22 protein-coding genes are annotated in these 24,407 nt (G+C 36.6%); 8 read left to right on the forward strand and 14 right to left on the reverse strand.

Annotation, left to right across the window (positions count from 1 at the left end):
* Positions 1–94: 94 nt before the first annotated feature.
* The 3 genes from BIZ36_RS10090 to BIZ36_RS10100 are packed head-to-tail and all read left to right on the forward strand — an operon-like array spanning position 95 to position 2,580.
* A complete protein-coding gene (locus BIZ36_RS10090; protein WP_187457779.1) occupies positions 95–637 on the forward strand; it encodes an RNA polymerase sigma factor in 543 nt (180 codons plus the stop codon).
* Positions 621–1,193 carry a hypothetical protein gene (locus BIZ36_RS10095; protein ID WP_187457780.1) on the forward strand — a complete coding sequence of 191 codons (573 nt, stop codon included), beginning with the start codon at positions 621–623 and terminating at the stop codon, positions 1,191–1,193. The genes BIZ36_RS10090 and BIZ36_RS10095 overlap by 17 nt, the downstream gene beginning before the upstream one ends.
* A complete protein-coding gene (locus tag BIZ36_RS10100; protein ID WP_187457781.1) occupies positions 1,180–2,580 on the forward strand; it encodes a hypothetical protein in 1,401 nt (466 codons plus the stop codon). Before BIZ36_RS10095 ends, BIZ36_RS10100 begins: the two co-directional genes overlap by 14 nt.
* Positions 2,581–2,626: 46 nt before the next feature.
* Here the strand turns inward: BIZ36_RS10100 and msrA are convergent, their stop codons facing one another.
* The 3 genes from msrA to BIZ36_RS10115 form a co-directional block, all read right to left on the reverse strand.
* On the reverse strand, positions 2,627–3,319 hold the full coding sequence (gene msrA, locus BIZ36_RS10105; RefSeq protein WP_187457782.1) for a peptide-methionine (S)-S-oxide reductase MsrA: 693 nt from the start codon (positions 3,317–3,319) through the stop codon (positions 2,627–2,629).
* A 107-nt stretch (positions 3,320–3,426) separates the two neighbouring features.
* Positions 3,427–4,434 (reverse strand): malectin domain-containing carbohydrate-binding protein, encoded by a 1,008-nt coding sequence (locus tag BIZ36_RS10110; RefSeq protein WP_187457783.1) that lies wholly within the window; start codon positions 4,432–4,434, stop codon positions 3,427–3,429.
* A gap of 764 nt (positions 4,435–5,198) precedes the next feature.
* Complete coding sequence (locus tag BIZ36_RS10115) at positions 5,199–5,891, reverse strand: arylesterase (protein ID WP_187457784.1); 693 nt, start codon at positions 5,889–5,891, stop codon at positions 5,199–5,201.
* 92 nt (positions 5,892–5,983) lie between these two features.
* On the opposite strand from BIZ36_RS10115, the gene BIZ36_RS10120 reads away from it, so the two are divergent.
* Both BIZ36_RS10120 and BIZ36_RS10125 read left to right on the forward strand, forming a co-directional pair.
* The gene (locus tag BIZ36_RS10120; protein WP_187457785.1) at positions 5,984–6,673 is read left to right on the forward strand and encodes an ABC transporter ATP-binding protein; all 690 of its coding nucleotides are present in this window, start codon (positions 5,984–5,986) and stop codon (positions 6,671–6,673) included.
* Complete coding sequence (locus BIZ36_RS10125) at positions 6,673–9,225, forward strand: ABC transporter permease (protein WP_222937340.1); 2,553 nt, start codon at positions 6,673–6,675, stop codon at positions 9,223–9,225. The genes BIZ36_RS10120 and BIZ36_RS10125 overlap by 1 nt, the downstream gene beginning before the upstream one ends.
* Here the strand turns inward: BIZ36_RS10125 and BIZ36_RS10130 are convergent.
* A complete protein-coding gene (locus BIZ36_RS10130; protein ID WP_187457786.1) occupies positions 9,222–9,413 on the reverse strand; it encodes a hypothetical protein in 192 nt (63 codons plus the stop codon). The two genes, BIZ36_RS10125 and BIZ36_RS10130, sit on opposite strands and share 4 nt — an antisense overlap.
* 270 nt (positions 9,414–9,683) lie before the next feature.
* Between BIZ36_RS10130 and BIZ36_RS10135 the strand changes: the two genes are divergently transcribed.
* Positions 9,684–9,923 carry a hypothetical protein gene (locus BIZ36_RS10135; RefSeq protein ID WP_187457787.1) on the forward strand — a complete coding sequence of 80 codons (240 nt, stop codon included), beginning with the start codon at positions 9,684–9,686 and terminating at the stop codon, positions 9,921–9,923.
* Here the strand turns inward: BIZ36_RS10135 and BIZ36_RS10140 are convergent.
* Positions 9,920–11,683, reverse strand: coding sequence for an FAD/NAD(P)-binding protein (locus BIZ36_RS10140; RefSeq protein ID WP_187457788.1), 1,764 nt, complete (start codon positions 11,681–11,683; stop codon positions 9,920–9,922). The genes BIZ36_RS10135 and BIZ36_RS10140 overlap by 4 nt on opposite strands.
* Before the next feature lie 241 nt (positions 11,684–11,924).
* Here BIZ36_RS10140 and BIZ36_RS10145 point away from each other — a divergent pair, with 241 nt between their 5' ends.
* Together BIZ36_RS10145 and BIZ36_RS10150 are read left to right on the forward strand one after the other, a co-directional pair.
* The gene (locus tag BIZ36_RS10145) at positions 11,925–12,161 is read left to right on the forward strand and encodes a hypothetical protein (protein WP_187457789.1); all 237 of its coding nucleotides are present in this window, start codon (positions 11,925–11,927) and stop codon (positions 12,159–12,161) included.
* A gap of 270 nt (positions 12,162–12,431) precedes the next feature.
* On the forward strand, positions 12,432–12,692 hold the full coding sequence (locus BIZ36_RS10150; RefSeq protein ID WP_187457790.1) for a hypothetical protein: 261 nt from the start codon (positions 12,432–12,434) through the stop codon (positions 12,690–12,692).
* Between the two features lie 146 nt (positions 12,693–12,838).
* Here BIZ36_RS10150 and BIZ36_RS10155 read toward each other — a convergent pair whose 3' ends face one another.
* The 9 genes from BIZ36_RS10155 to BIZ36_RS10195 all read right to left on the reverse strand — a co-directional run bounded on the left by BIZ36_RS10155 (position 12,839) and on the right by BIZ36_RS10195 (position 24,406).
* The gene (locus tag BIZ36_RS10155) at positions 12,839–14,077 is read right to left on the reverse strand and encodes a sensor histidine kinase (RefSeq protein ID WP_187457791.1); all 1,239 of its coding nucleotides are present in this window, start codon (positions 14,075–14,077) and stop codon (positions 12,839–12,841) included.
* Between the two features lie 212 nt (positions 14,078–14,289).
* Positions 14,290–15,372 carry a sensor histidine kinase gene (locus tag BIZ36_RS10160; RefSeq protein ID WP_222937341.1) on the reverse strand — a complete coding sequence of 361 codons (1,083 nt, stop codon included), beginning with the start codon at positions 15,370–15,372 and terminating at the stop codon, positions 14,290–14,292.
* Between the two features lie 409 nt (positions 15,373–15,781).
* Positions 15,782–17,008 carry a sensor histidine kinase gene (locus tag BIZ36_RS10165; RefSeq protein WP_222937342.1) on the reverse strand — a complete coding sequence of 409 codons (1,227 nt, stop codon included), beginning with the start codon at positions 17,006–17,008 and terminating at the stop codon, positions 15,782–15,784.
* Between the two features lie 148 nt (positions 17,009–17,156).
* Positions 17,157–20,519: a preprotein translocase subunit SecA gene (gene secA / locus BIZ36_RS10170; RefSeq protein ID WP_187457793.1), complete on the reverse strand. Its 3,363-nt coding sequence runs from the start codon at positions 20,517–20,519 to the stop codon at positions 17,157–17,159.
* Positions 20,520–20,817: 298 nt separating this feature from the next.
* On the reverse strand, positions 20,818–21,042 hold the full coding sequence (locus BIZ36_RS10175; protein ID WP_013994285.1) for a DUF2795 domain-containing protein: 225 nt from the start codon (positions 21,040–21,042) through the stop codon (positions 20,818–20,820).
* 194 nt (positions 21,043–21,236) lie between these two features.
* Positions 21,237–21,788, reverse strand: coding sequence for a cob(I)yrinic acid a,c-diamide adenosyltransferase (locus BIZ36_RS10180; RefSeq protein WP_187457794.1), 552 nt, complete (start codon positions 21,786–21,788; stop codon positions 21,237–21,239).
* Between the two features lie 50 nt (positions 21,789–21,838).
* Positions 21,839–21,988 (reverse strand): hypothetical protein, encoded by a 150-nt coding sequence (locus tag BIZ36_RS10185; protein WP_187457795.1) that lies wholly within the window; start codon positions 21,986–21,988, stop codon positions 21,839–21,841.
* Between the two features lie 28 nt (positions 21,989–22,016).
* Positions 22,017–22,361: a hypothetical protein gene (locus BIZ36_RS10190; protein WP_187457796.1), complete on the reverse strand. Its 345-nt coding sequence runs from the start codon at positions 22,359–22,361 to the stop codon at positions 22,017–22,019.
* 164 nt (positions 22,362–22,525) lie between these two features.
* A complete protein-coding gene (locus tag BIZ36_RS10195) occupies positions 22,526–24,406 on the reverse strand; it encodes an ABC-F family ATP-binding cassette domain-containing protein (protein ID WP_187457797.1) in 1,881 nt (626 codons plus the stop codon).
* Between the last annotated feature and the right edge of the window lies 1 nt (position 24,407).

Genomic DNA, 24,407 nt, shown 5'->3' on the forward strand with positions numbered 1-24,407 from the left:
CAAAATTACTCGTTTTTTGCAACATCCAATTATTTGTATCGTCCTTTAAGAAAAATAGATAACACATCAACCTCAAAAACGGCTCCAAAAACGAATGCTTCAACTGGACCTTATAAGAAAGTGCCAGGCCAAAAATAGAAAGGCCCAATTACATCTATACCGTAAGTATTGTGGGGGTATGTTTATAGTGGCCTCTAGGTACTTGATAAATGAAGACGATGCGGAAGATGCAGTACAAGAAGCATTCATTAAGGCGTTTCAAAATTTGGAACAGTTTTCTGGAGAGGTAACTTTTGGTGCTTGGCTAAAAAAAATTGTCATAAATCAATGTCTGGATGTTCTCAAGTCCCGAAATCAGGATTTTGTGGAAATAGAGGAGAATAATTTGTCTGAAGAACCTAATTGGGACTGGAAGGTAGATGAAAATTGTACGGTTGGTCAAGTTAAAAATGCAATCAATAATCTGCCGGACAAGTACAGATATGTAACCATGATGTATTTATTGGAGGGATATGACCATGGTGAAATCTCGGAAGTACTTAAAATAACGGAATCAGCTTGCAGAACAAGATTGATGAGGGGTAAAGGTTATCTACAAAAAGTTTTAAAAGAGAAAAAATATGTCACGGGATATTAGAGATTTGCTTAAAACAGATTCGGCAAATGAATTGCCAAAAATGAAAAGTGGACATGAAAAAAGATTTATTGATCGATTGGAAAAAGAAATGCCTAGAAGTAGGACTAAGGTAATTCCAATATGGGCCGTAGCAGCATCAATTTTAATTCTGTTAGGAATCTTTTTGTTCTTGAAGGACCCATCTTTGGAAAACAGTAATAAGCCTACCATTGTTAATACAGATAAAGAGCATCCTGAAAAAGACACTTCCATTAAGTTAGGAGACCTGTCGCCAGATTTAAAGAAAATAGAGGATTACTATGTGGCCAATATTAATTTGGAACTGGCAAAATTGCCAGTTTCAAAAGAAAACGAGGAATTGGTAGAAAGTTATATAGCACAATTAGAAGAATTAAACAAAGAATATAGGGCATTGAGTGAGGAGCTTAATTTATACGGGCCCAATGATCAAACAATTACCGCAATGATTCAAAATTTACAGCTTAGGTTGGAATTGCTGCGAAAGTTAAAGGAGGAATTAAATCAGATAAAAAAATCAAAAAATGAAACAGTTTAATCGAAAGTTGTTAAGTGTCCTTTATATGCTTCCATGCCTCATCACCATGGGAGCTGTGGGCCAATCTAGGGAGAAGAGTATTACCGAGGAATTTAATGTAGAAGAGAATGTAATCATTGAAATCAATACAAGTTATGCGGATTTGGAATTTGACACATGGAATAAAGACAAGGTAGAAATAATTGCAACCATTGAAATTGATGGAGTTACCGAAACTGAGTTTGAAGAGTATGTGGACAATGATTTTTTTGAAATTTTAGGTAATAGCAGAAAAATTCATATTTCAAATAAAGGGAGTAAAGTGAAGCCTGTTCATTTTGTCCAAGACGCCCGGCCACTGGTCATTGAAATACCCAACCTACCTTCTATGGAAGATTTTGAATTCGACTTTGATTTTTCGGAATTAGAAGATGTACCGGAAATGCCTCCAGTTCCCAATCCAAACTTTGATTATGAGGCCTTTAAAAAGGACGGAGAGGCTTACATGAAAAAATGGCAAGAAGGTTTTGAAAAGGATTTTGGAGAGCCCTACCAAGCGCGTATGTTGGAGTGGCAGGAAAAGATGGAAGAGAAACGAATAAAAGCAGAGGAAAAACGCAGGGAAGCAATGGAGAAACGAACTCAAAAAATAGAGCAGGCTCAAGAGCAAAGATGGGAGGCCCATCAACAAAGAATGCAGACCCAAAAGGAACGGATAGAACAACAGCAAAGAAGAGCCCAAAATAATTCAATTAGAAAGGCAAATACTTTTTACTTTATAAATGAGGAACAGCCTAAAAACTTTAAGGTGAAAAGAACCTTAAAAATAAAAATGCCTAAATCTGCAAAATTAAAGATGAACGTAAGGCACGGAGAGGTAAAACTAGCCGAAAGAACCCATAACTTGGATGCTTCGTTTTCTCATGCCAAACTTATGGCGAATGCAATTGATGGTACAGAAACCGTATTAGTGGTTTCGTATTCGCCAATACACGTGGAAAATTGGCTTGACGGAACTTTGCATGCCAATTATACCAAAGGAGTGGATTTAAAGGATGTGGTCAATTTGGAATTACATGGAAAGTCATCTGAAATTATCATTGATAGATTAGTAAAACGGGCACTCATAAAAAATGACTTTGGACCATTGGTGGTAAATTCTATGGCCCATGACTTTGAAGAATTCCAGGTGTCTTCAAATAATGGAGAGGTTATATGTAATCTTCCTTCTTCCGGCTACAGATTTAGGGTAGAAGGTTCTGGAATGGAGTTTATTTTTCCTAAGAACTTAAAGGTGGATACAGCCAGCAAAAATGGAAAAATGGTTTATTCAGGTGGCATGGGAAATAAATCATCTACTGGAAACATTGATATTAATGGTAACTATTCTGAAATAGTGTTAAAATAAGTATATCGAAACTAAATGAAAAAGCGACCTGATTAGGTCGCTTTTTTTAATGTTTGGCATCATCTTTCAAATAGTCTTGAAAATTTTCCTTAAACCTGTTCAATCTAGGTATGGAGACATTTCTTATATAAGAGTTATTAGGGTGCTTTTTTTCATAATCTTGATGGTAATCTTCAGCATCATAAAATTTATTAAAGGGAACAACTTGGGTGGTAATTGGTAATCCTTGATAAACATCATTTTCCTCAAGGGCCTTTATGTAACTCTCAATAATCTTCTTTTCGTCTTCATTTTTGTAAAATGCAATAGACCTGTATTGTGGTCCACGGTCAGGGCCTTGTCGGTTGAGGGTTGTAGGGTCATGCGATCCAAAAAATACTTGTACCAAAGCCGTGAAGGATATTACTTTTGGGTCATAATATACTTTTACTGCCTCTGCATGGTCAGTCATACCTCCGCCTACTTCTTCGTATGTAGGGTTCTTTTTAGTCCCACCGGAATAACCGGAAACTACTTCCTCAACCCCTTTAACACTTTCAAAAATTGCTTCAACACACCAAAAACAACCGCTTGCAAAATAAGCCGTTTCAAACTTTTCCAAATCTTCCTGTTCCAATGTAATATTTTTTTCTAAGGTGGATTGAGAAGTTGTGGCCACTTCATCCTTTTTCTTTTTTACGTTAGATTGACAGGAAGTGGAAAAGGAGATTGCCAATAATGATACTAATATTCTGAACATAGTTTTATTAATTAGTTATCATAATGTACGAAACCTTACGAAATAGGTTCAAAAAAAAAGGTCATTTGCTAAACAAATGACCTTTTAAAAATATATAGTTTAATATTTTAGTTACCTACGGTACCTGTTCCAAAAATTTCTATTGCCGAGATTTTCGGTTTATTGGTAGTTGCTTCTAATGTTATTGTTAATTCACCATCGGAAACTTCAATGTCATACATTTTAGTGCCTGCTGAAGCGGGGCCATGTTCTTTATGAAGGTCATAGCCTGTAAATACTTGAGTATCTTCCATTGCAATATTAAAAATTCTTTTCCCATCTCCTCCTTGAAGTCCCTCCGGATTTTCAGAACCCCAATAAATCTCTGCAAAATATAATTTTACGGTATATGTACCATTGGTAACAGGTATGTTGTAAGAAATGGGTCCTCTAACTTTGGTGTTATCTGATATTCTTTCAGTTAAAAATATGTCGTCCATATCTGTACCATCAATTTCCGTAACAAATGGATTTGTGTATGCTTCAGTAGGTCCATTAAAATATTGATCCTCCAAGAAGGTAATGTTATCGTAAGTTACTTCGGGTCCTCCAGAATTAATTCTTATAATTGAGGGACCTACTGGTTCAGAAGATTGTTCAATTTCTTGAGCAGGATTAGATTCATCTGGATTGAAAGTAATATTTGCTGTATTAGTAATTGATGTACCGTCCAGTGTACCGGATACAACTACAGCTTCTTCTGAATCTCCAGTTACTGTGGCTGTATAGGTACCGTCCCCGTTGTCTGTAACTTCAGAAACAGTAGTAGACCCCGTTACCGAAATTGATATAACTCCTCCTGAAGTACTCAATAAATTACCATCTGCATCTGCCAATTGAATAGTTACCGTTGATGTACCAATTCCGTTACTGTGAATCGGTTCAGTTGCTTCAATTGTTGTATTTTCATTTGTTGGGTCCGGATCAGCTTCCGGTTCTGGCTCTGGTTCCGGCTCCGGTTGTTCCTGTCCTGTGCCACTTCCTCCATCATCACTGCTACAAGCTACCGGTACCATTACAAAAGAGAATAGTAGGAACGCAAACAGAAAAAATTTACTAATTAAATTACGTTTCATAGTTAAGGTGTTTAAAAATTAATTCATTTTCTTTTTCAAAATATCCATGCAAATTATTCAAATACTGTGCATACTGCAATATTTTTTTTGAAATATCGACAAAATACGAGGAAATGACGTTGGTCTTTCCATTTGATATGTCAACGACTCCCATTTCTTAATAAGTAACAATGTGAGGTATCATACTGATATTTTTATAATTAAATGATGTTTGAGGAGCGATTAGTTCTATATCTCACAACTTATGTAGAATATTAGGTTGGCAGTAATTAGTTGTTCTGAACGGCAAAACTCAACTCTTTGGCAAATCAAAATTTCACTTTTGTTAATTCAAGTGCAAATGGGGCAAAATCCCTTGAAAAGCTGACCAATAGTATCGATGAACGGTTTGTTTTTCGGGATAAACGGTTCCTACAACACATGCATTTGGACTACAATATTTTACTTTTTGACGAAAAACCCTCCTTTCATCGATGAAATATGTCAATTGAACGAGTGAGGAATCCTAATTATGCCTTTCACCGAGTTTTAATTTAAATAAATTCCAACCATGAAATCATATTTATTTACTATACTTACGATTATAGGTCTATTATTACATATAAATAACTCCAATGATATTTATATATCGAATGCTATTGACCTTAATCAAATGCTTTCACAAGTAGAAACAAGGACTCCTACATATAGAATACGTTTTGGGAGGTCTAAAAAAGAATCTATTGTTGTGAATTTTGAAAGGTCAAAATCAGTTCTACGATAAACTAAATGTCTTTAATGACATCCTCCAAAATTTGCCAAACGTTTTCCATGACAATTTTTTGTCCTTCGGCAGTAGGATGAATACCATCTTCCAGATTTAGTTTTGAATTTCCTGCTACGCCTTCCAAGAGAAAAGGGATAAGTGCGACATTATTTTTTTCTGCTAATTGCGGGTACATTTCCTTGAATTCAGACGTATATGCCTCGCCCATATTGGGAGGTATTTGCATACCTGCAAGAATAATTTTTGTTTGGGGATTCTTTTCCTTGACTAGTTCAATTATCTTTTGAAGGTTGTTTTTAGATTCCCTCAGAGAAATTCCTCTTAAACCATCATTGGCACCTAATTCCAATACAAGAATGTCTACCTTTTGATTTAAAACCCATTCTAAACGGTTGAGTCCTCCAGAGGTAGTCTCCCCACTTACTCCAGAGTTAATAGCTGTATAGTTGAGGTTTAAAGAGTCTAACCTTTTTTGAATAAGCGCAGGAAACCCTTCCTCTTTTTGTAAACCATAAGCGGCTGTTAGACTATTACCAAAGAAAAGAATTATTTTTTCGTCAGAGACAGCTGTTTCTTCCTCTGGGGATATTTTGGTGGATTTATTCTCTTGATTTATTTTTTTGCTCTTTTCACCACACGAGAAAAGCATTAGTATAGCTAAAAAATAACTTAATTTTAAGATGTTATGCATGTTTAATGGAGCTTAAAACTGAATACAAATGCTTATTTTTCGGCTTTTGGCGTAAAATAACACAAGAGAGGAAAAAGTAAGCATACCTGTTCATGGCAAAGATATTAAACGTTACCCAGTTGGGGAAAAGTTATCAAAGTGGTTCAAAGCAACTAACGGTTCTTTCGGAAATTGATTTTCACATTGATAAAGGTGAAAGTTTTGCGATTGTAGGTCCGTCAGGTAGTGGAAAAACTACCTTACTAGGTCTTTGTGCTGGACTTGATTATCCAAATGAAGGCTCCATTCAACTGTGCTCAACGGACTTGGCTGCCCTGAACGAGGATCAGAGAGCTCAATTGCGAAACAGGGAAGTAGGGTTTATCTTTCAAAACTTTCAATTGTTACCAACGCTTACTGCCCTGGAGAATGTTATCGTTCCTCTAGAACTTCAGGGGGTGAAAAATGCCGTTGAAACAGGTCACGAGTTGCTTTCCAAGGTTGGGTTGGAAAATAGAATGAATCACTATCCTTCTCAATTATCGGGTGGGGAACAGCAACGCGTCGCTTTGGCAAGAGCGTTTTCAAGTAATCCTTCCATTTTGTTTGCTGATGAGCCCACTGGTAATTTGGATGAGGAAACAGGGGAGAAGATCATTCAGTTATTATTCAACTTGAATAAAGAGGCCGGTACCACCTTGGTCATTGTTACCCATGATTTGGAATTGGCAAAAAAATGTGATAGAGTGCTGAAGCTTAAAGGAGGAAGAATTCAATCAACGGAAATTAATCAAGGAAATTAATGATGGAGCAAAAAAAAGGCTCGGAAATCAATTTCCCCTGGTTGTTTAAAATGGCTTGGCGGGACGGTAGGGCTAGTGGAAAAAGACTGTTGTTGTTTATGGCTTCCATTGTTCTTGGTATTGCAGCTGTGGTTTCCGTACAATCTTTCAGTGAAAATTTAAAGACAAATATAGCCCTACAGTCCAAGGAACTAATGGGGGCGGACTTTATAATCGATAGTAATAAGCCGCCCAATGAGAGAGTATTGGGAATAATCGACTCATTGGGAGGTGCAGATGCTAAAGGGGTTAGTTTTCCATCAATGGCTTTCTTCTCCAAAAATGGGGATACCAAACTGGTAGATGTGAAAGGGTTGGAAGGTAATTTTCCTTTTTATGGAAGATTGGAGACCGAACCGCGGAAAGCTGCAGATTCTTATAAAATAAACAAAGGGGCATTGGTAGATGCCACCTTAATGTTGCAATTTAACCTAAATGAAGGAGATTCTGTAAGTCTCGGAAATATCACAATACCCATTGAAGGTGCATTGATTTCTGCACCTGGAGCAGGAGGAATTTCCGCTTCGGTGGCACCGCCCGTCATTATTCCTTATGAATTGGTTGAAGATACAGGACTTATTCAAGTAGGTAGCAGAATAGACTATGATTATTTCTTTGTGGCTGAGCCTGAACAGGACATGGAGGAACTGGATAAAATACTTGACCCAGTACTAGATTCGGAAAATGCCGATTTGGATACCCACGATTCAACCGGTAGGAGACTGGGGCGCAGGTACGATAATTTTGGTAAATTCTTAAATCTTGTTGCTTTTATTGCCTTATTGTTAGGTTGCGTTGGCATTGCGAGTTCTGTTCATATTTACATTAAAGAAAAATTACAATCCGTAGCAGTATTAAAATGTTTAGGGGCTACTAGAAAGCAGAGTTTTTACATTTTTTTAATTCAAATCGCTGGTATGGGCGTATTGGGAGGTCTGGTTGGTTCTCTACTTGGGTTTGGTCTACAACAGTTTTTTCCAATTTTGATACAAGGTTTTTTACCATTTAAAATCGATATTACTTTTTCTTTTACACCTGTTTTATTAGGTCTTTTACTGGGATTGATTATGTCTGTACTTTTTGCTTTGGCTCCACTTTTAAATACTTGGTATGTTTCACCCCTACAAGTGTTAAGGGTACAGGAAAGTAACCCTTCAAGTTCTAAAAAGGTAAATTGGATCATTCTCCTCTCTATTTTGTGTTTTATTTTTGTCTTTGCTTTTATTTTATTGGAAAAATGGTCTTATGCCTTTTATTTCGTCTTAGGAATATTGGTTGTATTTGGTATTCTTTCGGGGGTTGCCATCATTTTTATGAAGCTGGTTAAAAAACATTTTCCCCATTCTTGGGGCTTTACCGCTCGGCAGAGTTTACTGAATTTATTTAGACCTAATAACCAAACGCTGGTTTTAATATTGGCCATTGGTACAGGAACTTTTTTGATCAGTACATTGTACTTTACCAAGAATATTTTGCTGGCAAAGGCTAACCTAGAGAATAGCGCTCAGGCGCCTAATTTGATTTTTCTGGATATCCAGTCCAATGAGAAGGATGAGGTTTCTCAAAGTTTGAAAAAGTTGGAAGTACCAGTTTTAAATAATATTCCCATCGTGACCATGCGGGTACAAAAAATCAAGGACCGGGAGGCAAATGAAATAAGAAACGACACTACCTCTAAAATTAACGAATGGGTACTTAACCATGAATTTAGGGTAAGTTATAGAGATACTTTAATAGCTTCCGAAGATTCTGTTGATGGAAGTTGGCCATCTAATAGTTCTGAGGACGGGTTGATTCCCATCTCTTTATCGGATAATGTAGCTCGTGATGCAGAAGTAGAAATAGGAGACATGCTCACATTTAATGTTCAGGGTGTATTAATGAAAACAGAAGTAGTCCATATTAGATCGGTAGATTGGGGCCGCATGCAGTTGAACTTTAATATAATTTTCCCATCCAGTGTTTTGGAAAATGCACCGCAGTTTCACGTCATCACTTCTAATGCCCCGAATGCCAAAAAGTCTGCCGAAGTTCAAAGAGCTATGGTGGCAAAGTTTCCAACGGTTTCCATCATTGATTTAAGACAGATGTTGACTGTTGTAGAAGGCATATTAGATAAAATATCCTGGGTCATTAATTTTATGGCCTTCTTTAGTATACTTACTGGTATTATCGTTTTGATTGGTTCGGTAAGAACAAGTAAGTATCAAAGAATAAAGGAAAGTGTGCTTTTGAGGACGTTGGGGGCAAAAGGAAAGCAAATTTCTAAAATTGCTTTTTTGGAATATTTCTACCTGGGTTTCATGGGTAGTTTTGTAGGAGTGCTATTGTCTTTAATAGGTAGCTTACTTTTGGCCATATTTGTTTTTAAAGCTCCGTTTGTCCCGTCTTGGGAACCATTTCTAATAGTTGTACCATTAATCACTATTATTGTTTTGACTATAGGACTTTGGAATAACCGTGATGTACTTTCAAGTCCTCCATTGGAGGTGCTTAGGAAAGAAGTAGCTTAAGTACTCTTTTTAGAGCTGGTGGTCCTAACAAGGCTTATGCCGGAGAAAAAGAAAATGGCACCAAGCACTCCATATACTATTAGCATTTTAGTCGTTCCTTGCTCGTTGGCAAACAGAATACCGGTATAAATTAGCCCACCTATTCCTAATAGGGTAAGGAGCGTTCCAAAAATTTTCTTTAAATCCATAAAGTCAAAAATAGAAAAAATTTAGGGTCAATACCTTTGGTTAAAATCAAAAATTAAAATTGCACCTAATTTCCAAATGTAGAAGATATGGATTTTACGGTAAAATGCACCATTTGTCGGTAAGTGGTTATGGTTCTAATTTTCGTTTGTCGGAGGTTTTTTACCGTTTAACCTATTCGTTGCATTTAAACGAGTATTTTTTTTCGTTGAACGAACCAACATCAGTGAGATAGGGGGGTGTAGAGTTTTATATATATAAAATCTACTGTCATGAAAACTATTATAACTTTTGTTTTTGTTCTTTTTATCGGATTAAGTGCACAAGCTCAAACCAAGGTTGCAGAAGTAAAAGTTGAGACTATTCAAATGACCGTCGTAACAACCATCAGAGTTGAAAAGAAAGTAACGTCCAAGGGGTGCCAAGTTGCCAGATTGTACAAAAGGGATAATGCTAGAGTAAAAAAGGAACTTTCATTTATCACCAAGTACAACAGAGCTAAAATGGCCTAATCATTTATTCGTTCTCCCAGCATTCTTGCCACACTCTCTTCTGCCCATTTGGATACTTGCCCATCAAAGCATTCCAGTATGGCATCCACACCCACAACACTTCCTTTGGATAATCTTCCCAAAACGGCTAGAGGTATATTTTTTTTCCTGTCCTTAGACTTAACCAATCCATTTTTAAAGGTGTCCAGGCCTAATTCAGTATGAATGGGTTCAATTAATTTATTTTTCAAGAGGTTTACCACAACGGGTGAATTGATCTCCAGTAATTTTGGGGAATCTAAAACGCAATTGACCATACAGTTCACATGAGCGACTTTTTGATTTTTGCTCAATTTCCAACCTGTTTCAACCAGTTCAATTTTTGGGTCGGTTACATAGGACAAGTCCATAATTCCTGCACGTATTAAGGCCATTAATTGTTGCATACTTTTTAATGGCGGACCATAAGAATACCTTTTTAAGCGTTCATGTAGAGCAATTACTTTGGCGATGGTCTCTTCAGATTGATCGGCGTGAGAAAAGGCATCATACCAAGTAGATTGTAGGTGTCTCCATACTTGACCAATACAGTAATCCAAGGATATGGCAGTTCGATTAAGAGCCATTTGAATGAACCTTTCAATAACTTCCCGCTTTTTCAATTCGTGATTCAATAATAGGGGGTGTTGAAATTCTTCATCCTCTAGCCACGCCAAGGAAACTCTTTTAATTTCATCTGGGTTGGTTTGATTTCCGATTTTATTAGGTAATTCGGCATAAACACGAACCACAATTTTGATAATTTCGTTCTTTAAAAACTGTGCGTCTTCTTTGTTGGTCTTTCCTTGACCTACTTCTGATATGCTTTTCTTAAAATTTAAGAGTTCATCCTGTGTTGGTTCATATAGCGTATCAATAATTTTGTTCAATGGTTTAGGAGCCAACGGGAGTCCTTCCAAGGAAAATGGAATTAACCTTTTGGGTACTTTAGGGATGGTTTTAAAAGAATATTCCAAGGTTCGTGGGTCCGTTTCAATAAATTCTCCGCCTCGGTCTATGGTAAGCGCCCTCATAGCATCTAACATAGATAGACCAAAACCTCTAAGGCCTATAACGCTGCTATGATTAATTTTTACTTCGTTTGTAAGATGTTCAATAGGATAAGCTTTTTCAAATAAAAGAATATCCGAGGCGGTTGAGGCATGCTCCTTCCAAGATTTTAGCTGATCGGATAACTCGGTGGGTTGATGACCTACGGTAAGCAAAACTTCGTCTGCCTCATAACTACTTGAATTTTCATCTGTAAGTAGAAATTTTTCCTTTTCAAACGCTATTTGATGGATGTTTTCTCTATACGTTGAAATTATATCCTTTCCTATCAACTCTTTTGCCAGTGTCTTGAATCTGGCATTTAAATAGGTTCCCAATTTAGAACGTGGAGGAAAAACATCTGGTTGGGTTTCTTTTGTTAGTTCATTACCTAAACTCCAATCTTTATATGATGGAAATTCTGGATTATGAAAGCTTGCACAACTTATTTCTGGTCTATTTGGTAGTTCCTCTAATGAACGCTCGGAAATATTGAGCCAATTACTAGAGGGTTGATTGATCCGCCAAACATTGCCGGCTCCCAAATGTTCCTGAGGTTCAAAAATGAGAATATGAAAATGTTGTGTATGACTAAGCTTTGATGAATACCTCAAATATTGTTCAAGGGCATAAAGACCTCTAGGACCAAGCCCAATTATAGCCAAGTTTTTTTTGTTGTTTGAATTGCTCAACTCAATAAATTTAAGGTTAAAGTAACTAAACTAGATGCAAACCGACTGATTTTAACGGTGAATATTTCGGCTCAAATGCATTTTGTTCCGATGAGGTGTTGAAAGGCTCATTTTCATTCATCGAGGTTAATTTGCACTTTACCCGAAGTATGACACTTGAACGAATATTTAATCTTGTTGAACGAACCAAAATCCCGTAAACGGGGGCCTGTGGAGTTTTATTTATATAAAATCTACAGTCATGAAAACCTTTGTAACTTTTGTTTTTGTTCTTTTTATTGGGATGGTTTCTTATGCTCAAGAAGGTGTTGAGGTAAAAGTTAATGCAGTTGAAAAAACAATCGTCACGAATGTTCAGTTGGAAAAGGAAGTTAAAATAGAAAAGCAAGAAGTAGCTAGATTATATAAAAGAGATAATGCCAGAGTAAAGAAGGCTCTTACTTTCTCAACAAAAAGGAGTAGAGCAAAAATGGCATAGCATTAATTCAATCTTTCAGGATTGCCCCTTAACCATAAAGCCAGCAAAATATGTTGGCTTTTTACTTTTTGTCAGGGACTTAGTTATGATTTTCCTCGTTAAAACCTCCATTTTTTTGGATAAGGTGTTAATTATGTAATGTTCGCTAAACGATGAAAATGAACGTTTTAACCTTTTTTATTACAGAGACCGAAAAAGGGTGCACTTTATCTGGTAAAAATTGTAAAAGCATTAAGCCTGTAGTTATTTAGATGTACCCAAATGATAATTATGAAAGCCTTTTTAACCTATTTATTGTTCGCAATATTTACTACCGCTGCTTTGGCAAATAATGGAACTGAGGAAGTTAAGATGAAAAAAATGGTAGCTTCGGTTGTACTATTGAATAGTACTGAATTTGCATCATCACCAATGAAATCGGTTAAAGAAAATAGGCAGGAGGTTGCAAGATTGTATAAGTTTAAAAATTCTAGGGTGCAGAAAGCTTTGGCTTTTGAATTAAAAAAATATAATAAATCCAGATTGGCTTAATTCTTGATTCCTTTAAGAAACTAATTTTTATAAAGCTATGTTTATACTTTCATTTTTATGGGCCATTATCTTCACTGGATTCACGTTTTTACTTGTGAGACCTAATAAAAAACTTAAAGCTATTAGAGTACGGGTAGAAAAAAGTTTTAGGAAACGCTAGGTGTAGGCATGGGCGGTGCCACCTGATTTTTAATGTGTTTGAATTTCACTATATAGTGCGTTCCTTTTTTACTGAAGTCTCTTTTAATAGTTCCTTGTAGTTGTCTTACTAAATTGTTTATCAGTTTCAATCCAAGGGAGTTAGACGTTTTGTGATTCACCGTTTCCGGAAATCCTATACCATTGTCTCCTATATGTAAAAGATATTCATTAGCATCATCCTTGGTGAGCTTAATATGTATCTCACCTTTGTTCTCATCAACAATACCATATTTTAGGGCATTGGTAACCGCTTCATTGATTAAAAGCCCCAAGGGAATAGCGGTATCAATATTAAGTTTCAAATCAGGTATATCTATATCTAGTGTAATGTTGCTACTGGTACCTTTGATAGATCTAATCAGATATTCAGCAAGCTCTTGAACATAGGACCGGTATTCAATTTTGGAGAGATCTTCTCTTAAATAAAGCATCTCATGAACCATGGCCATAGAAATTACCCTGTTCTGGCTACTTTTTAATAAACCTTTTACCTCCTTATCCGCAATATTTCTTGATTGTAGGCTCAATAAACTGGAAACCGTTTGAAGATTGTTTTTTACACGGTGGTGCACTTCCTTGATCAACGTTTCTTTCTCATTGATTTTTTCCTCCAGTTCATTCTTTGTCTTGTATAAATTGTGATGTGCATGTAGCAGATTTTTACCAAATACTCCACCCAGTAGATAGACGGAGAAGAGCACGCTTAAAAGAGCAAAAAGATTTCTGGAGTTCTCCGGGACCACATTGCTTACAAAACTGAAATCTACTACCGATTGTGAGTATATTAAAACAATTATCAATAAGTTGAGATTAAGATAAATGGTTCCATATGATTTTGTGGTTACATAGCCCGCAACAACTATCAAAGCGAGCACAAATATGAACGGACTATTAATACCCCCGCTATAGAGCGTAATAATACTGGCTCCGGCCAAAGTCATAATAGAAACTATGTTGTAAGTGAGGGTTAAGTTTTGGTGGTATCTAAAAAGAAAAGTATTAATCAGATTGAGGATTCCGAACGCTAAGAATACGTAAGGAATAACTACGGTTATATTTAGAACAAACAGGCATGCAAGAAAAAATATAAGAGAAAATATGGAGGTAAAATAATTTACCTTAATGACCAATTTTGTCTTATCCTTTAACCGATCGTCTATGTGTCTTTTATTTTGCCAAGGCATAGAGGGGAAATTTTTGGGACACTTAAATTTTCATAAAGAAAAAAGGTACTTCTTAATAGTAAATTTACTTATGTTTTGTCTAATAACAAATTAAGAAGTTTGAATGGGGAAAAATTATTAGTGAAAATCAGTTAAAAACAAGTCAACATATATTCAAATAATCTCAGCCCAAAAGAAAAAGTAAACCATAACTATAGCTACAATCTTTAGGGTTAGCTAGGAGCGGTTATTTCTCTAAAAATAATATGATAACACGTGCCCTTAATTGAAAAATCCCTTTTTACGGAACCTTTTAATTGTCTTGCTAACGTATGAATAAGTTTAAGACCTAAGGATTTTGAGGTTCTTAAATCTACATCCTTGGAATAGCCAATGCCGTTATCGCATATGTTCAAATGATAGGAATTCATGGCTGTATCTTTTCGTAGCTGAATATCTATTTGTCCGTTCTTGTTTTGAACAAAACCATATTTAAGAGAATTGGTAACAGCTTCGTTTATAAGTAAACCTAGCGGTATGGCCGTGTCAATACTTAGTTTAAATTCAGGGATATCTAATTTAATCTTAACATCATGGTTGTCATAATGGGTAGATTGAATAAGGTACTCACTTAATTCCCGCACATAAGGTTTAAATTCTATTTTGGATAGATTGTCTCGTAAATAGAGCATTTCATGAATCATGGCCATGGCGTTTACTCTATTTTGACTACTTAGAACCAAGTTTTTAATTTGCTCATTGCCAGAATTTTTGGCCTGTAAATTAAGTAGACTTGAAACGGTCTGTAAATTGTTTTTAACGCGATGATGAACAGTTCTCAAAAGGTCTTCTTTCTCTAAAATGCGTTTTTCAATTTTGTTTTTGGATTCTACCATTCTATTGTAAGACTTTAACAAGTCTCTTCCAAAAACCCCTCCAAGCATGTAAACGGAGAACAGAATGCTAATAAGAGCAAACAAATCTTTTGAGTTTTCGGGTACTTCATTTACTTTTTTATATATGCCTATTTCACTTAGGGCGTAAATTAAAACAATGGCTAAAGTTGTACTAATGAGGTAAATATTTCCAAACTTTCTTGCAGAAACATATCCACCAAGGACTATTATGACCATTACGAAAATAAATGGACTATTGATACCTCCAGATAAAAGAGTGATAGTTGCTGCACCAACAAATGAAAACAAGGCCGCCAATACGGCACCCTTGGTCAAATTGCCATAAGTTTTAAAATGCCAGAGGTTGAGAAGGTTGCAAATGGCAAATGTGCCAAATATAAAAGGGATAAGTCCTCTCATCTGCAGTGCTAGAATACAGAATAGCGCAAAGAGTAAACTCAGAAAAGATGAGTTATAAATAAATTTCTTGAGTAACCTGGTCTGGTTTACTTGGCGATGGTCTATTTTGAGGCTTTTGGGCATTGAGATATCCTACAAAAATCTAAATCGAATGATTTCTACTATTTCATTGATTAAATACAAATAATTCTGAGGTTCAAATGAAATTGAATTGATTGCTATTTATTTTGGATTAAACTACAATTTTATTACGAAAAATCTTAAGTAATTAGGACAAAAAATTTTTATAAAGATTTTCTGAAATATTTTTCAAAGCTTTATACAGTAGTCAATTAGGATAATCAATATGTACTCTTTAGTTAAATTAACAGGATAAAGACTACGTATGTTTTATTAATTGCTAGATGTATTATCTTTTATTCTCTATTTCTTTAAAAGTTAATATATAAGAGGTCCAGGTGACGGTATTTAGTCTTCTTATGGAGCCATGTAATTGTCTGGCAAGGTTGTGAATAAGTTTTAGTCCAAGCGATTTAATTTCTTTTAAATCAATCTCTTCCTTAAACCCAATACCGTTATCGTTTATGGATAATTTGTATAGATTGGGGTTTTCCAATTTTTCTAGTATGATTGTAATGATACCGTCATTTTCTTCGGTAAAACCATATTTGATGGAATTTGTAACTGTCTCATTGATCAGTAAACCTAGAGGAATTGCAGTGTCTATCCCTAATTGTAGTTCAGGGATATTCAGCTCTAAAAAAATATTCTTGTTTTTTGAAATTGCCGAGTTTAAAAGGTATTCCGTAAGTTGTTCTACATAAGTTCGAAAGTCAATCTTTGAAATATTTTGGTTGAGGTAGAGCATTTCATGTATCATGGCCATAGATAGAACCCTGTTTTGACTCCCTTTTAATAAGTCTTTGATCTTTTCATTTTTAGAATTCCTTGCTTGAAGATTCAATAAACTAGAAACTGTTTGGAGATTATTTTTTACCCTATGGTGTACTTCTTTTAAAAGTGTTTCCTTCTCTTCAATGCGGCTTTCAATTTCATTTTTGGAACGGTATAAATTATGATGGGTCTCCAAAAGGTTTTTTCCGAAAATATAGCCCAGCAAATAGACGGCAAATAGCATACTGAAAAGGCTGAACAAATCCTTTGACGCTTCCGGAACTTCATTTTGTATAAAATCCAAGGGGAGATAATCAATCAAAAAAATGATAAAAATAGTGGCCGTAATACTATATAGGTATATAGTACCGAGCAATTTAGTGGAAACGTAACCGGCCAATACTATAATTGCCAAAATAAATAGGAAGGGACTTTGTACGGCTCCACTACAAAGGCTGATAACAATTGTACTTACCCATGACAACAGACTGGTATAAATAGCCATGGATGTTAGATTACCATGACGTTTAAAGGCCCAAACATTGACGCTATTTAAAATGGTATAAAGAATAAAGGTGAAGGGTATGGTTCCTTCTATGTTCAATAGAAAAATACATAACAAAGCGAAAACAAAGCTAAGTAGGGAAGAGGTATAGTTGAATTTAAGCAACAAACTTGTTTTATTGCCTAACCTAAAAGTATCTATTTTTTCACCCTTGACCATAGGTTTGTGTAAGCCCATTAATTATGTTTACTCAACATTGTAGGCTTAACCTTGTTAAAAGGTACTTTAAAAAATACTAATAATCTTGGTCTAATCGATTATCTACCAAAAAATTACGGCAACCTATGAGGTTGCCGTACATAAATTTTAAGTTATAAAAGGACGTTTAATCTTCTGTCAAAACCCATTCTCCTTTTTGAATTAAAGGTTCTGCCTGCTTAAATTTAACGGTCTTACTTTCTCCGGATACAACATTTTTAATGGTAACCCTATCATTTCTACCAATCTTGGGTCTTTCCCTGGTAATGGTTTCCGTTACTTGTGGTCTTTGCCCTTGAGTTTGACCTGCCGCCCTATTGCGTGCTGCTAGCTCGTCGCTATTGGGTATCTCCTCCTTACTGGTCTGCAGATTCTCTTTTGGCCTACTGATCGTTCTTTCTTCTTGAATCTCATTTGGATTGCTACTTGGTAGCTCGCCTTTGAACAAGAAAGAGACAACTTCTTTATTCACTTTATCAATCATACCCTTAAAAAGTTCAAATGCTTCAAACTTATAAATTAATAATGGGTCTTTTTGTTCGTGAACCGCTAGCTGAACGGATTGCTTTAATTCATCCATCTTGCGTAAATGCGTCTTCCAAGAGTCATCAATAATGGCCAAGGTTATGTTTTTCTCAAAGTCGTTTACCAGTTGCTTACCGTTGGAATCATAGGCCTCTTGTAAATTGGTAACAACATTTAAGGTTTTAATTCCATCTGTAAAAGGAACTACAATTCGCTCAAACTTATTGGAACTATCTTCGTGTACTTTTTTGATGACCGGAAAAGCGGTAGCGGCATTGCGCTCCATTTTTTCTTGGTAATGGTTATAGGCCACTTCATAAACCTTTAAAGCGATATCCTGAACGTTCATTTTCATAAACTCATCCTCGGAAATAGGAGAAGTAATTGAAAAATATTTAATGAGTTCAAACTCAAAATTCTTATAATCGCTAGCGGCTTTGTTGGTGTTCGATATGGCTTCACAAGTATCAAAAACCATGTTGGCGATATCCACTTTTAAACGTTCTCCTTGCAAAGCATGGCGTCTTCTCTTGTAAACCACCTCACGCTGCGCATTCATAACGTCATCATATTCCAAAAGACGCTTACGAACGCCAAAGTTGTTTTCCTCCACTTTTTTCTGGGCACGCTCTATGGACTTGGTCATCATGGAATGTTGTATCACTTCACCCTCTTCAAGCCCCATTTTATCCATCATCTTAGCTACCCTGTCCGAACCAAAAAGTCTCATCAAGTTATCTTCCAAAGAAACATAGAATTGGCTCATACCTGGGTCTCCTTGACGGCCGGACCTACCTCTTAACTGTCTGTCTACACGTCTTGAGTCATGCCTTTCTGTACCAATAATGGCCAAACCACCTGCTTTTTTAACACTATCGGTCAATTTAATATCCGTACCACGACCCGCCATGTTGGTCGCTATAGTTACTACCCCGGCATTACCGGCTTCTGCAACTACATCTGCCTCTTTCTTATGTAATTTGGCGTTCAATACATTGTGCGGTACCTTTCTAATGGTAAGCATTCTAGAAAGCAACTCCGATATTTCAACCGATGTTGTACCGATCAAAACAGGTCTTCCGGCTTGAGAAAGTTTGGTTACTTCCTCAATAATAGCATTGTATTTTTCCCTTTTGGTCTTATAGATAAGATCATTTCTATCATCACGAGCAATAGGACGGTTGGTTGGTATTTCCATCACATCCAATTTATAAATCTCCCAGAATTCACCGGCTTCCGTTACCGCTGTACCTGTCATACCTGCCAGCTTTTTATACATTCTAAAGTAATTCTGGAGGGTAACCGTTGCAAAAGTCTGCGTTAAAGCTTCAATTTTCACGTTTTCCTTTGCTTCAATTGCTTGGTGCAGACCGTCTGAATATCTTCTACCGTCCATGATACGACCAGTTTGTTCATCTACGATCATTACCTTATTGTCCATCACCACGTATTCTACGTCCTTCTCAAACAAGGTGTAGGCCTTTAATAATTGGGTCATGGTGTGAATTCGCTCGCTTTTTACGCCAAATTCCTTAAAAAGTTCTTCCTTAAGTTCCGCTTCTTTTTCAAGCTCAAGATTTTGGTTCTCAATTTTTGCAATTTCGGCACCAATATCCGGCATCACGAAAAAATCCCTGTCTTGGGCACCAGAAATATAATCTACGCCTTTGTCCGTAAGTTCTATCTGATTGTTCTTTTCGTCAATAACGAACAATAGGTCTTCATCTACCTTGGGCATTTCCCTATTGTTATCCTGCATATAAAAACCTTCCGTTTTTTGCAGTAGTTGTTTTATTCCTTCCTCGCTTAAGAACTTGATCAGCGCTTTGTTCTTAGGTAGGCCCCTGTATACTCTCAATAGGAGAAAGCCACCTTCCTTGGTGTCTCCAGCAGCAATAAGTTTCTTGGCCTCTGCCAATACGCCGGTTAAATGCTGTCTTTGCTTATTTACGATGTCACTAACCTTCGGGCGAAGTTCATTAAACTCATGGCGATCTCCCTCCGGAACAGGACCGGAGATAATCAACGGAGTTCTGGCATCATCGATCAATACGGAATCTACCTCATCTACAATGGCAAAATGGTGTGGGCGTTGTACCAAGTCCTTGGGCGTATGCGCCATGTTGTCCCTTAGGTAGTCAAAGCCAAATTCATTATTGGTTCCATAGGTAATATCGGCATTATAGGCAGCCCTTCTACCGGCAGAATTGGGTCTATGTTTATCTATACAGTCCACGGATAAGCCGTGAAATTCAAATATTGGGGCCATCCAAGTACTATCCCTTTTCGCCAAATAATCGTTTACGGTTACCAAATGTGCTCCATGGCCCGCCAAAGCGTTTAAATAGAGCGGTAGGGTAGCCACCAAAGTTTTACCTTCACCTGTTTGCATTTCTGCAATTTTCCCTTGGTGCAAGGCTATTCCTCCAATAAGCTGTACGTCATAGTGAATCATATCCCAAGTAACCTGCTTACCTGCTGCATCCCAAGAATTGGCCCAGATGGCATTTTCACCATCTAGGGTAACATAGCTTTTGCTACCTGAAAGCTCTCTGTCATATTCAGATGCGGTTACCGTTAGCGTTTCGTTTTTGGCAAAACGCTTGGCAGTTTCCTTCACCACTGCGAATGCAACCGGTAGGATATCGTTCAATGTTTTTTCCGTAATAGCGTAAGCTTCTTCTTTTAATTTGTCTATTTCGGCGTATGTTTCTTCATTTTTATCGATGTCAGTGGAGGCTTTTACCTCTGCTTCCAATTCCTCGATTTTGGCCGTTATCTCACTAATATCTTCAGCAATCTTTAACTTGAAAGTCTTGGTTTTGTCCCTTAATTCATCAAGGCTTATCCCTTCCAGTTCTTTTTCGAAGGATTTTATTTTATCAAGTATAGGCTGAAGTTCTTTTACGTCTTTTTTAGACTTATCGCCTACAAATATTTTTAGTACGGAATTTAAAAAACTCATCTTGTCTTTTTTATGATTGAAGCACTCAGGAATACAATGATGTGCAGGTATCTTCAAACTATTTGGCTTTACTCTTCAAAAGCTGTTCCAGTATGGATTTGAATAGCAAATACGATATTGGACTGCCAAAATTACAGAGAAGTTACCGGCCTATATGCCACGTGAGGCGAATTTAACAAATTGTGCTCTAAGAATACCCTATAAAGGAATATATTAAAATTCAATTTGTTCCTTAACTCAGTTCATCAAAAAAAGCCCCGAAAAGGGGCCTTTTTTATAGTTTTTTGGTGTAGGATAATTAATATTCATCCTCGTTCCAAAGGTAGTCTTCTTCAGTTGGATAATCGGGCCAAATCTCTTCAATAGACTCGTAAATTTCACCGCCTTCCTCTTCCATGGACTGTAAATTTTCGACGACCTCTAAGGGCGCACCTGTACGAATGGAATAATCGATCAATTCGTCTTTGGTGGCCGGCCATGGCGCATCACTTAAATAAGATGCTAGTTCTAATGTCCAATACATTGTAATAAATCGGTTTTAAAATTTTTGCAAAAATAATTTTTCTGTGCACATAGCCAAGTAAAAATGACCATTTTATAGCTATTATTTTTGTTTTAATAGTTTGATAACGAAGAAATAATCAATTTATTAGAGAAATCCAAATAATTGCCTCTTTAATTATTTCCTTAGGTGGCTGATGTTGAAATCACCTGCGTTTAGGGAACCCATTTAACTTCTTCTGTCTCCAATTCCTGTGACAATTTTCGCGCCAGAACAAAAAGATAATCACTTAGCCGGTTCAAAAAAACAAGAATATTATCCGCTACCGGTTCATCTTGATGTAATAGGGTGCAAGCTCGTTCCGCCCTTCTACATACTGTTCTGGCTAAATGACAGTATGACACAATTGGGTGCCCGCCAGGAAGTATAAAATGGGTCATTGCCGGGAGAAGTTCGTTCATTTGGTCTATTTCAACCTCCAGCAGTTGTGTGCTACTACCCGTGAATTCCGGAATTTGGAAATTATTTTTACTCTTTTTGTTTGGGTCCAACGCCAATTGTGCACCAACAACAAAAAGTTCTTTTTGGATGGTTTTCAGCATTTTGAGGTGATTCCCATCTATATTTTGGTCTCTGATTAGTCCTAGCCATGAATTTAATTCATCAATATGGCCATAACTATCAATTCTAATATGGTGTTTTTTTACCCGGGTGCCACCAATTAATGATGTGGTTCCTTTATCTCCGGTCTTGGTGTAGATTTTCATAAAATAATGGTTTTAGAAAATTAAATGAAGATTTAAGGGGGTAATAGATTCTATTCCTCAATTTCTTTGGACTCTTTACGCTTATAGCCCTCCATAAATTTTCTACTTTTTCTTTCCTTGTGTTGCCTCCGATTGGTAACGGATATGAATAGATAGATGACGACAACTACACCTAAAATAATGTAAATGGTATTTCCCATAGCTTAGACTTAACCTAAAATTAGCGTATTATATTCTAATCTTAAAATGCTCCTTAACCTGTTCCTTTCTAAAAAAGACCATTGCCCCGTAAAACATATCTACTGTAACAGTTACGCTAGATTCATTTTTTAAATTTTCCCATGATTCTTTCTTTGCTTTATTTGTATAAGGCGAATGTATATATATCATGGTGCCATTAGGAGCTTGATTTTGAAGTGAGAGTCCGTCTAACGGCAGATTTTTGGGGTGGTCAATAATTAAAAAAGGCGCAATTCCTGTGGTTATTTTTATGTTTGTATTTCCCTCAAGAGCTTCTTTAAACTGCTGGCCCTCCTCAATAATATTAACGGTTTTGATATTAAAATAATCCAAACTTTTTAATAGGGCATTTACCCCTTTATTGTTGTGCAGTTTGGATTTCGAATAAAGACATTGAGTAACATATGTAAATACAAACGGGGAGTGTACTCCGTGCTCATTGGAAGATTTATAAAGGAACTGACAGAATTGTAAAAATTGGTACAAGGTTCTAGTTTTTAATCTTCGATCATGGCGGAAAGTTCAAACCACCTTTCGGTCTTTTGGTCAATACTATCCATTGTTTCTTGGAGCTTAATGGATAATTCATCAATTTGTTCCCCGGAGAGTCCTGTGTCTGTAAATTGCTGTTGGATCTCTACTTTTTTCTTTTCAAGTTTCTCAATTTCCTTTTCCAAATTCTTGAACTCCTTTTGCTCCATGTAGCTAAGGGTCTTTCTCTTGTCATTTGTGTGGCTATCCGAGGTATTTTTGGTTTCCTTGTTGGTTTCCGCTTTTTCCAATCGCTCTTCAACTACTTTGCTATCTTCATAAACTCGATAGTCCGAGTAATTTCCTGGAAAATCTTCAATAAGTCCATCGCCCTTAAAAACAAATAAGTGATCGACAATTTTATCCATAAAATAACGGTCGTGGGAGACCACCATGAGACACCCTGGAAAATCCAACAGAAAACTTTCCAAAACGTTTAGAGTAACTATATCCAAATCATTGGTGGGTTCATCTAAAATGAGAAAGTTAGGGTTTTGTATTAGTACGGTACAGAGGTAAAGTCTTTTTCGCTCACCTCCGCTTAACTTATCTACAAAATCGTATTGTTTTTTACGATCGAAGAGGAAACGTTCTAGTAGTTGTTGTGCCGATATTTGCCTCCCTTTTTTAAGGGGAATGAAATCTCCAAATTCACGAATGATATCAATTACCTTTTGGCCTTCTTTTGGCTCTATTCCTTTTTGGGTATAATAGCCAAATTTAATGGTGTCGCCAATAACAACTTTACCGGAATCTGGCTGATCCTTACCTGTCAATATGTTGAGAAAGGTAGATTTACCAGTACCGTTTTTTCCAATGATACCAATTCTTTCCCCTTTTTTAAAAGTGTAGTTAAATTGGTCCAAGATAGTTTTGTTTGGGTAAGCTTTGGAGATTTTGTGAAGCTCTAAAATCTTGCTTCCCATGCGTTCCATGTTGATTTCTAGCTGAACTTCATGGTCCTTTCTGCGTTGGCCCGCTTTTTCTTTTATAGTTTGAAAGTCATCGATTCTTGATTTGGATTTAGTGGTTCGTGCCTTGGGTTGTCTGCGCATCCAATCCAATTCTTTTTTAAACAAGCGTTCAGATTTGTGCTGTTCTACCGCTTCTTGCTCCAATCTAGCTTCTTTTTTTTCTAGGTAATAGGAGTAATTACCTTTGTAGGGATAGAGTTGTCCGTTGTCCAATTCCAAAATTTCGTTACAGACTCTTTCCAAAAAATAGCGGTCATGGGTCACCATAAATAGACTCATATTCTCTTTGGCAAAATAATCTTCTAACCATTCGATCATCTCAAGGTCCAAATGGTTGGTAGGCTCATCCAAAACCAAGAGGTCTGGTTTGTTTATAAGGGCGTTTGCCAAAGCCAAACGTTTTTTTTGTCCTCCAGAGAGTAAACCCACCTTGGCATTTAAATCTTCTAGCTTTAGCTTGAAAAGGATTTGTTTGTACAACGTCTCAAAGTCCCATGCATTGAAACGTTCCATTGCTTCAAAAGCAGCTTGGTAGGTATCTGTGTCCTCAGGATTTTCCAGCGCTTTCTCATAAGAATGAATTACTCTAAGAATCTCGTTGTCCGATGCAAAAATGGTCTCTTCTACCGTTAACTCTGGATTTAAATTGGGCTCTTGTGCCAAAAAGCTCACGCGAATATCTTTTCGGTAATTAATTTGACCGGAATCTGGCGTGTCATCACCTGACATGATATTTAATATGGAGGTCTTTCCCGTACCATTCTTGGCAATCAAAGCAATTTTTTGACCGTTGTTTACACCAAAAGAAAGGTCTTGAAAAAGAATGCGCTCTCCATAGGATTTGGAAATATTTTGGACCGTAAGTAAATTCATT

The sequence above is a fragment of the Cytophaga sp. FL35 genome, from assembly GCF_014349235.1.
Classification (GTDB): domain Bacteria; phylum Bacteroidota; class Bacteroidia; order Flavobacteriales; family Flavobacteriaceae; genus Euzebyella.

What these genes read in the sequence shown, in the direction of transcription:
- secA (WP_187457793.1), bottom strand. Translation starts at nt 20,519, where the DNA reads ATGAGTTTTTTAAATTCCGTACTAAAAATATTTGTAGGCGATAAGTCT.
- BIZ36_RS10095 (WP_187457780.1), top strand. Translation starts at nt 621, where the DNA reads ATGTCACGGGATATTAGAGATTTGCTTAAAACAGATTCGGCAAATGAA.
- BIZ36_RS10165 (WP_222937342.1), bottom strand. Translation starts at nt 17,008, where the DNA reads ATGGGCTTACACAAACCTATGGTCAAGGGTGAAAAAATAGATACTTTT.
- BIZ36_RS10180 (WP_187457794.1), bottom strand. Translation starts at nt 21,788, where the DNA reads ATGAAAATCTACACCAAGACCGGAGATAAAGGAACCACATCATTAATT.
- BIZ36_RS10150 (WP_187457790.1), top strand. Translation starts at nt 12,432, where the DNA reads ATGAAAGCCTTTTTAACCTATTTATTGTTCGCAATATTTACTACCGCT.
- BIZ36_RS10185 (WP_187457795.1), bottom strand. Translation starts at nt 21,988, where the DNA reads ATGGGAAATACCATTTACATTATTTTAGGTGTAGTTGTCGTCATCTAT.
- msrA (WP_187457782.1), bottom strand. Translation starts at nt 3,319, where the DNA reads ATGTTCAGAATATTAGTATCATTATTGGCAATCTCCTTTTCCACTTCC.
- BIZ36_RS10130 (WP_187457786.1), bottom strand. Translation starts at nt 9,413, where the DNA reads ATGGATTTAAAGAAAATTTTTGGAACGCTCCTTACCCTATTAGGAATA.
- BIZ36_RS10100 (WP_187457781.1), top strand. Translation starts at nt 1,180, where the DNA reads ATGAAACAGTTTAATCGAAAGTTGTTAAGTGTCCTTTATATGCTTCCA.
- BIZ36_RS10115 (WP_187457784.1), bottom strand. Translation starts at nt 5,891, where the DNA reads ATGCATAACATCTTAAAATTAAGTTATTTTTTAGCTATACTAATGCTT.
- BIZ36_RS10155 (WP_187457791.1), bottom strand. Translation starts at nt 14,077, where the DNA reads ATGCCTTGGCAAAATAAAAGACACATAGACGATCGGTTAAAGGATAAG.
- BIZ36_RS10110 (WP_187457783.1), bottom strand. Translation starts at nt 4,434, where the DNA reads ATGAAACGTAATTTAATTAGTAAATTTTTTCTGTTTGCGTTCCTACTA.
- BIZ36_RS10195 (WP_187457797.1), bottom strand. Translation starts at nt 24,406, where the DNA reads ATGAATTTACTTACGGTCCAAAATATTTCCAAATCCTATGGAGAGCGC.
- BIZ36_RS10135 (WP_187457787.1), top strand. Translation starts at nt 9,684, where the DNA reads ATGAAAACTATTATAACTTTTGTTTTTGTTCTTTTTATCGGATTAAGT.
- BIZ36_RS10175 (WP_013994285.1), bottom strand. Translation starts at nt 21,042, where the DNA reads ATGTATTGGACATTAGAACTAGCATCTTATTTAAGTGATGCGCCATGG.
- BIZ36_RS10160 (WP_222937341.1), bottom strand. Translation starts at nt 15,372, where the DNA reads ATGAGAGGACTTATCCCTTTTATATTTGGCACATTTGCCATTTGCAAC.
- BIZ36_RS10120 (WP_187457785.1), top strand. Translation starts at nt 5,984, where the DNA reads ATGGCAAAGATATTAAACGTTACCCAGTTGGGGAAAAGTTATCAAAGT.
- BIZ36_RS10125 (WP_222937340.1), top strand. Translation starts at nt 6,673, where the DNA reads ATGATGGAGCAAAAAAAAGGCTCGGAAATCAATTTCCCCTGGTTGTTT.
- BIZ36_RS10090 (WP_187457779.1), top strand. Translation starts at nt 95, where the DNA reads ATGCTTCAACTGGACCTTATAAGAAAGTGCCAGGCCAAAAATAGAAAG.
- BIZ36_RS10145 (WP_187457789.1), top strand. Translation starts at nt 11,925, where the DNA reads ATGAAAACCTTTGTAACTTTTGTTTTTGTTCTTTTTATTGGGATGGTT.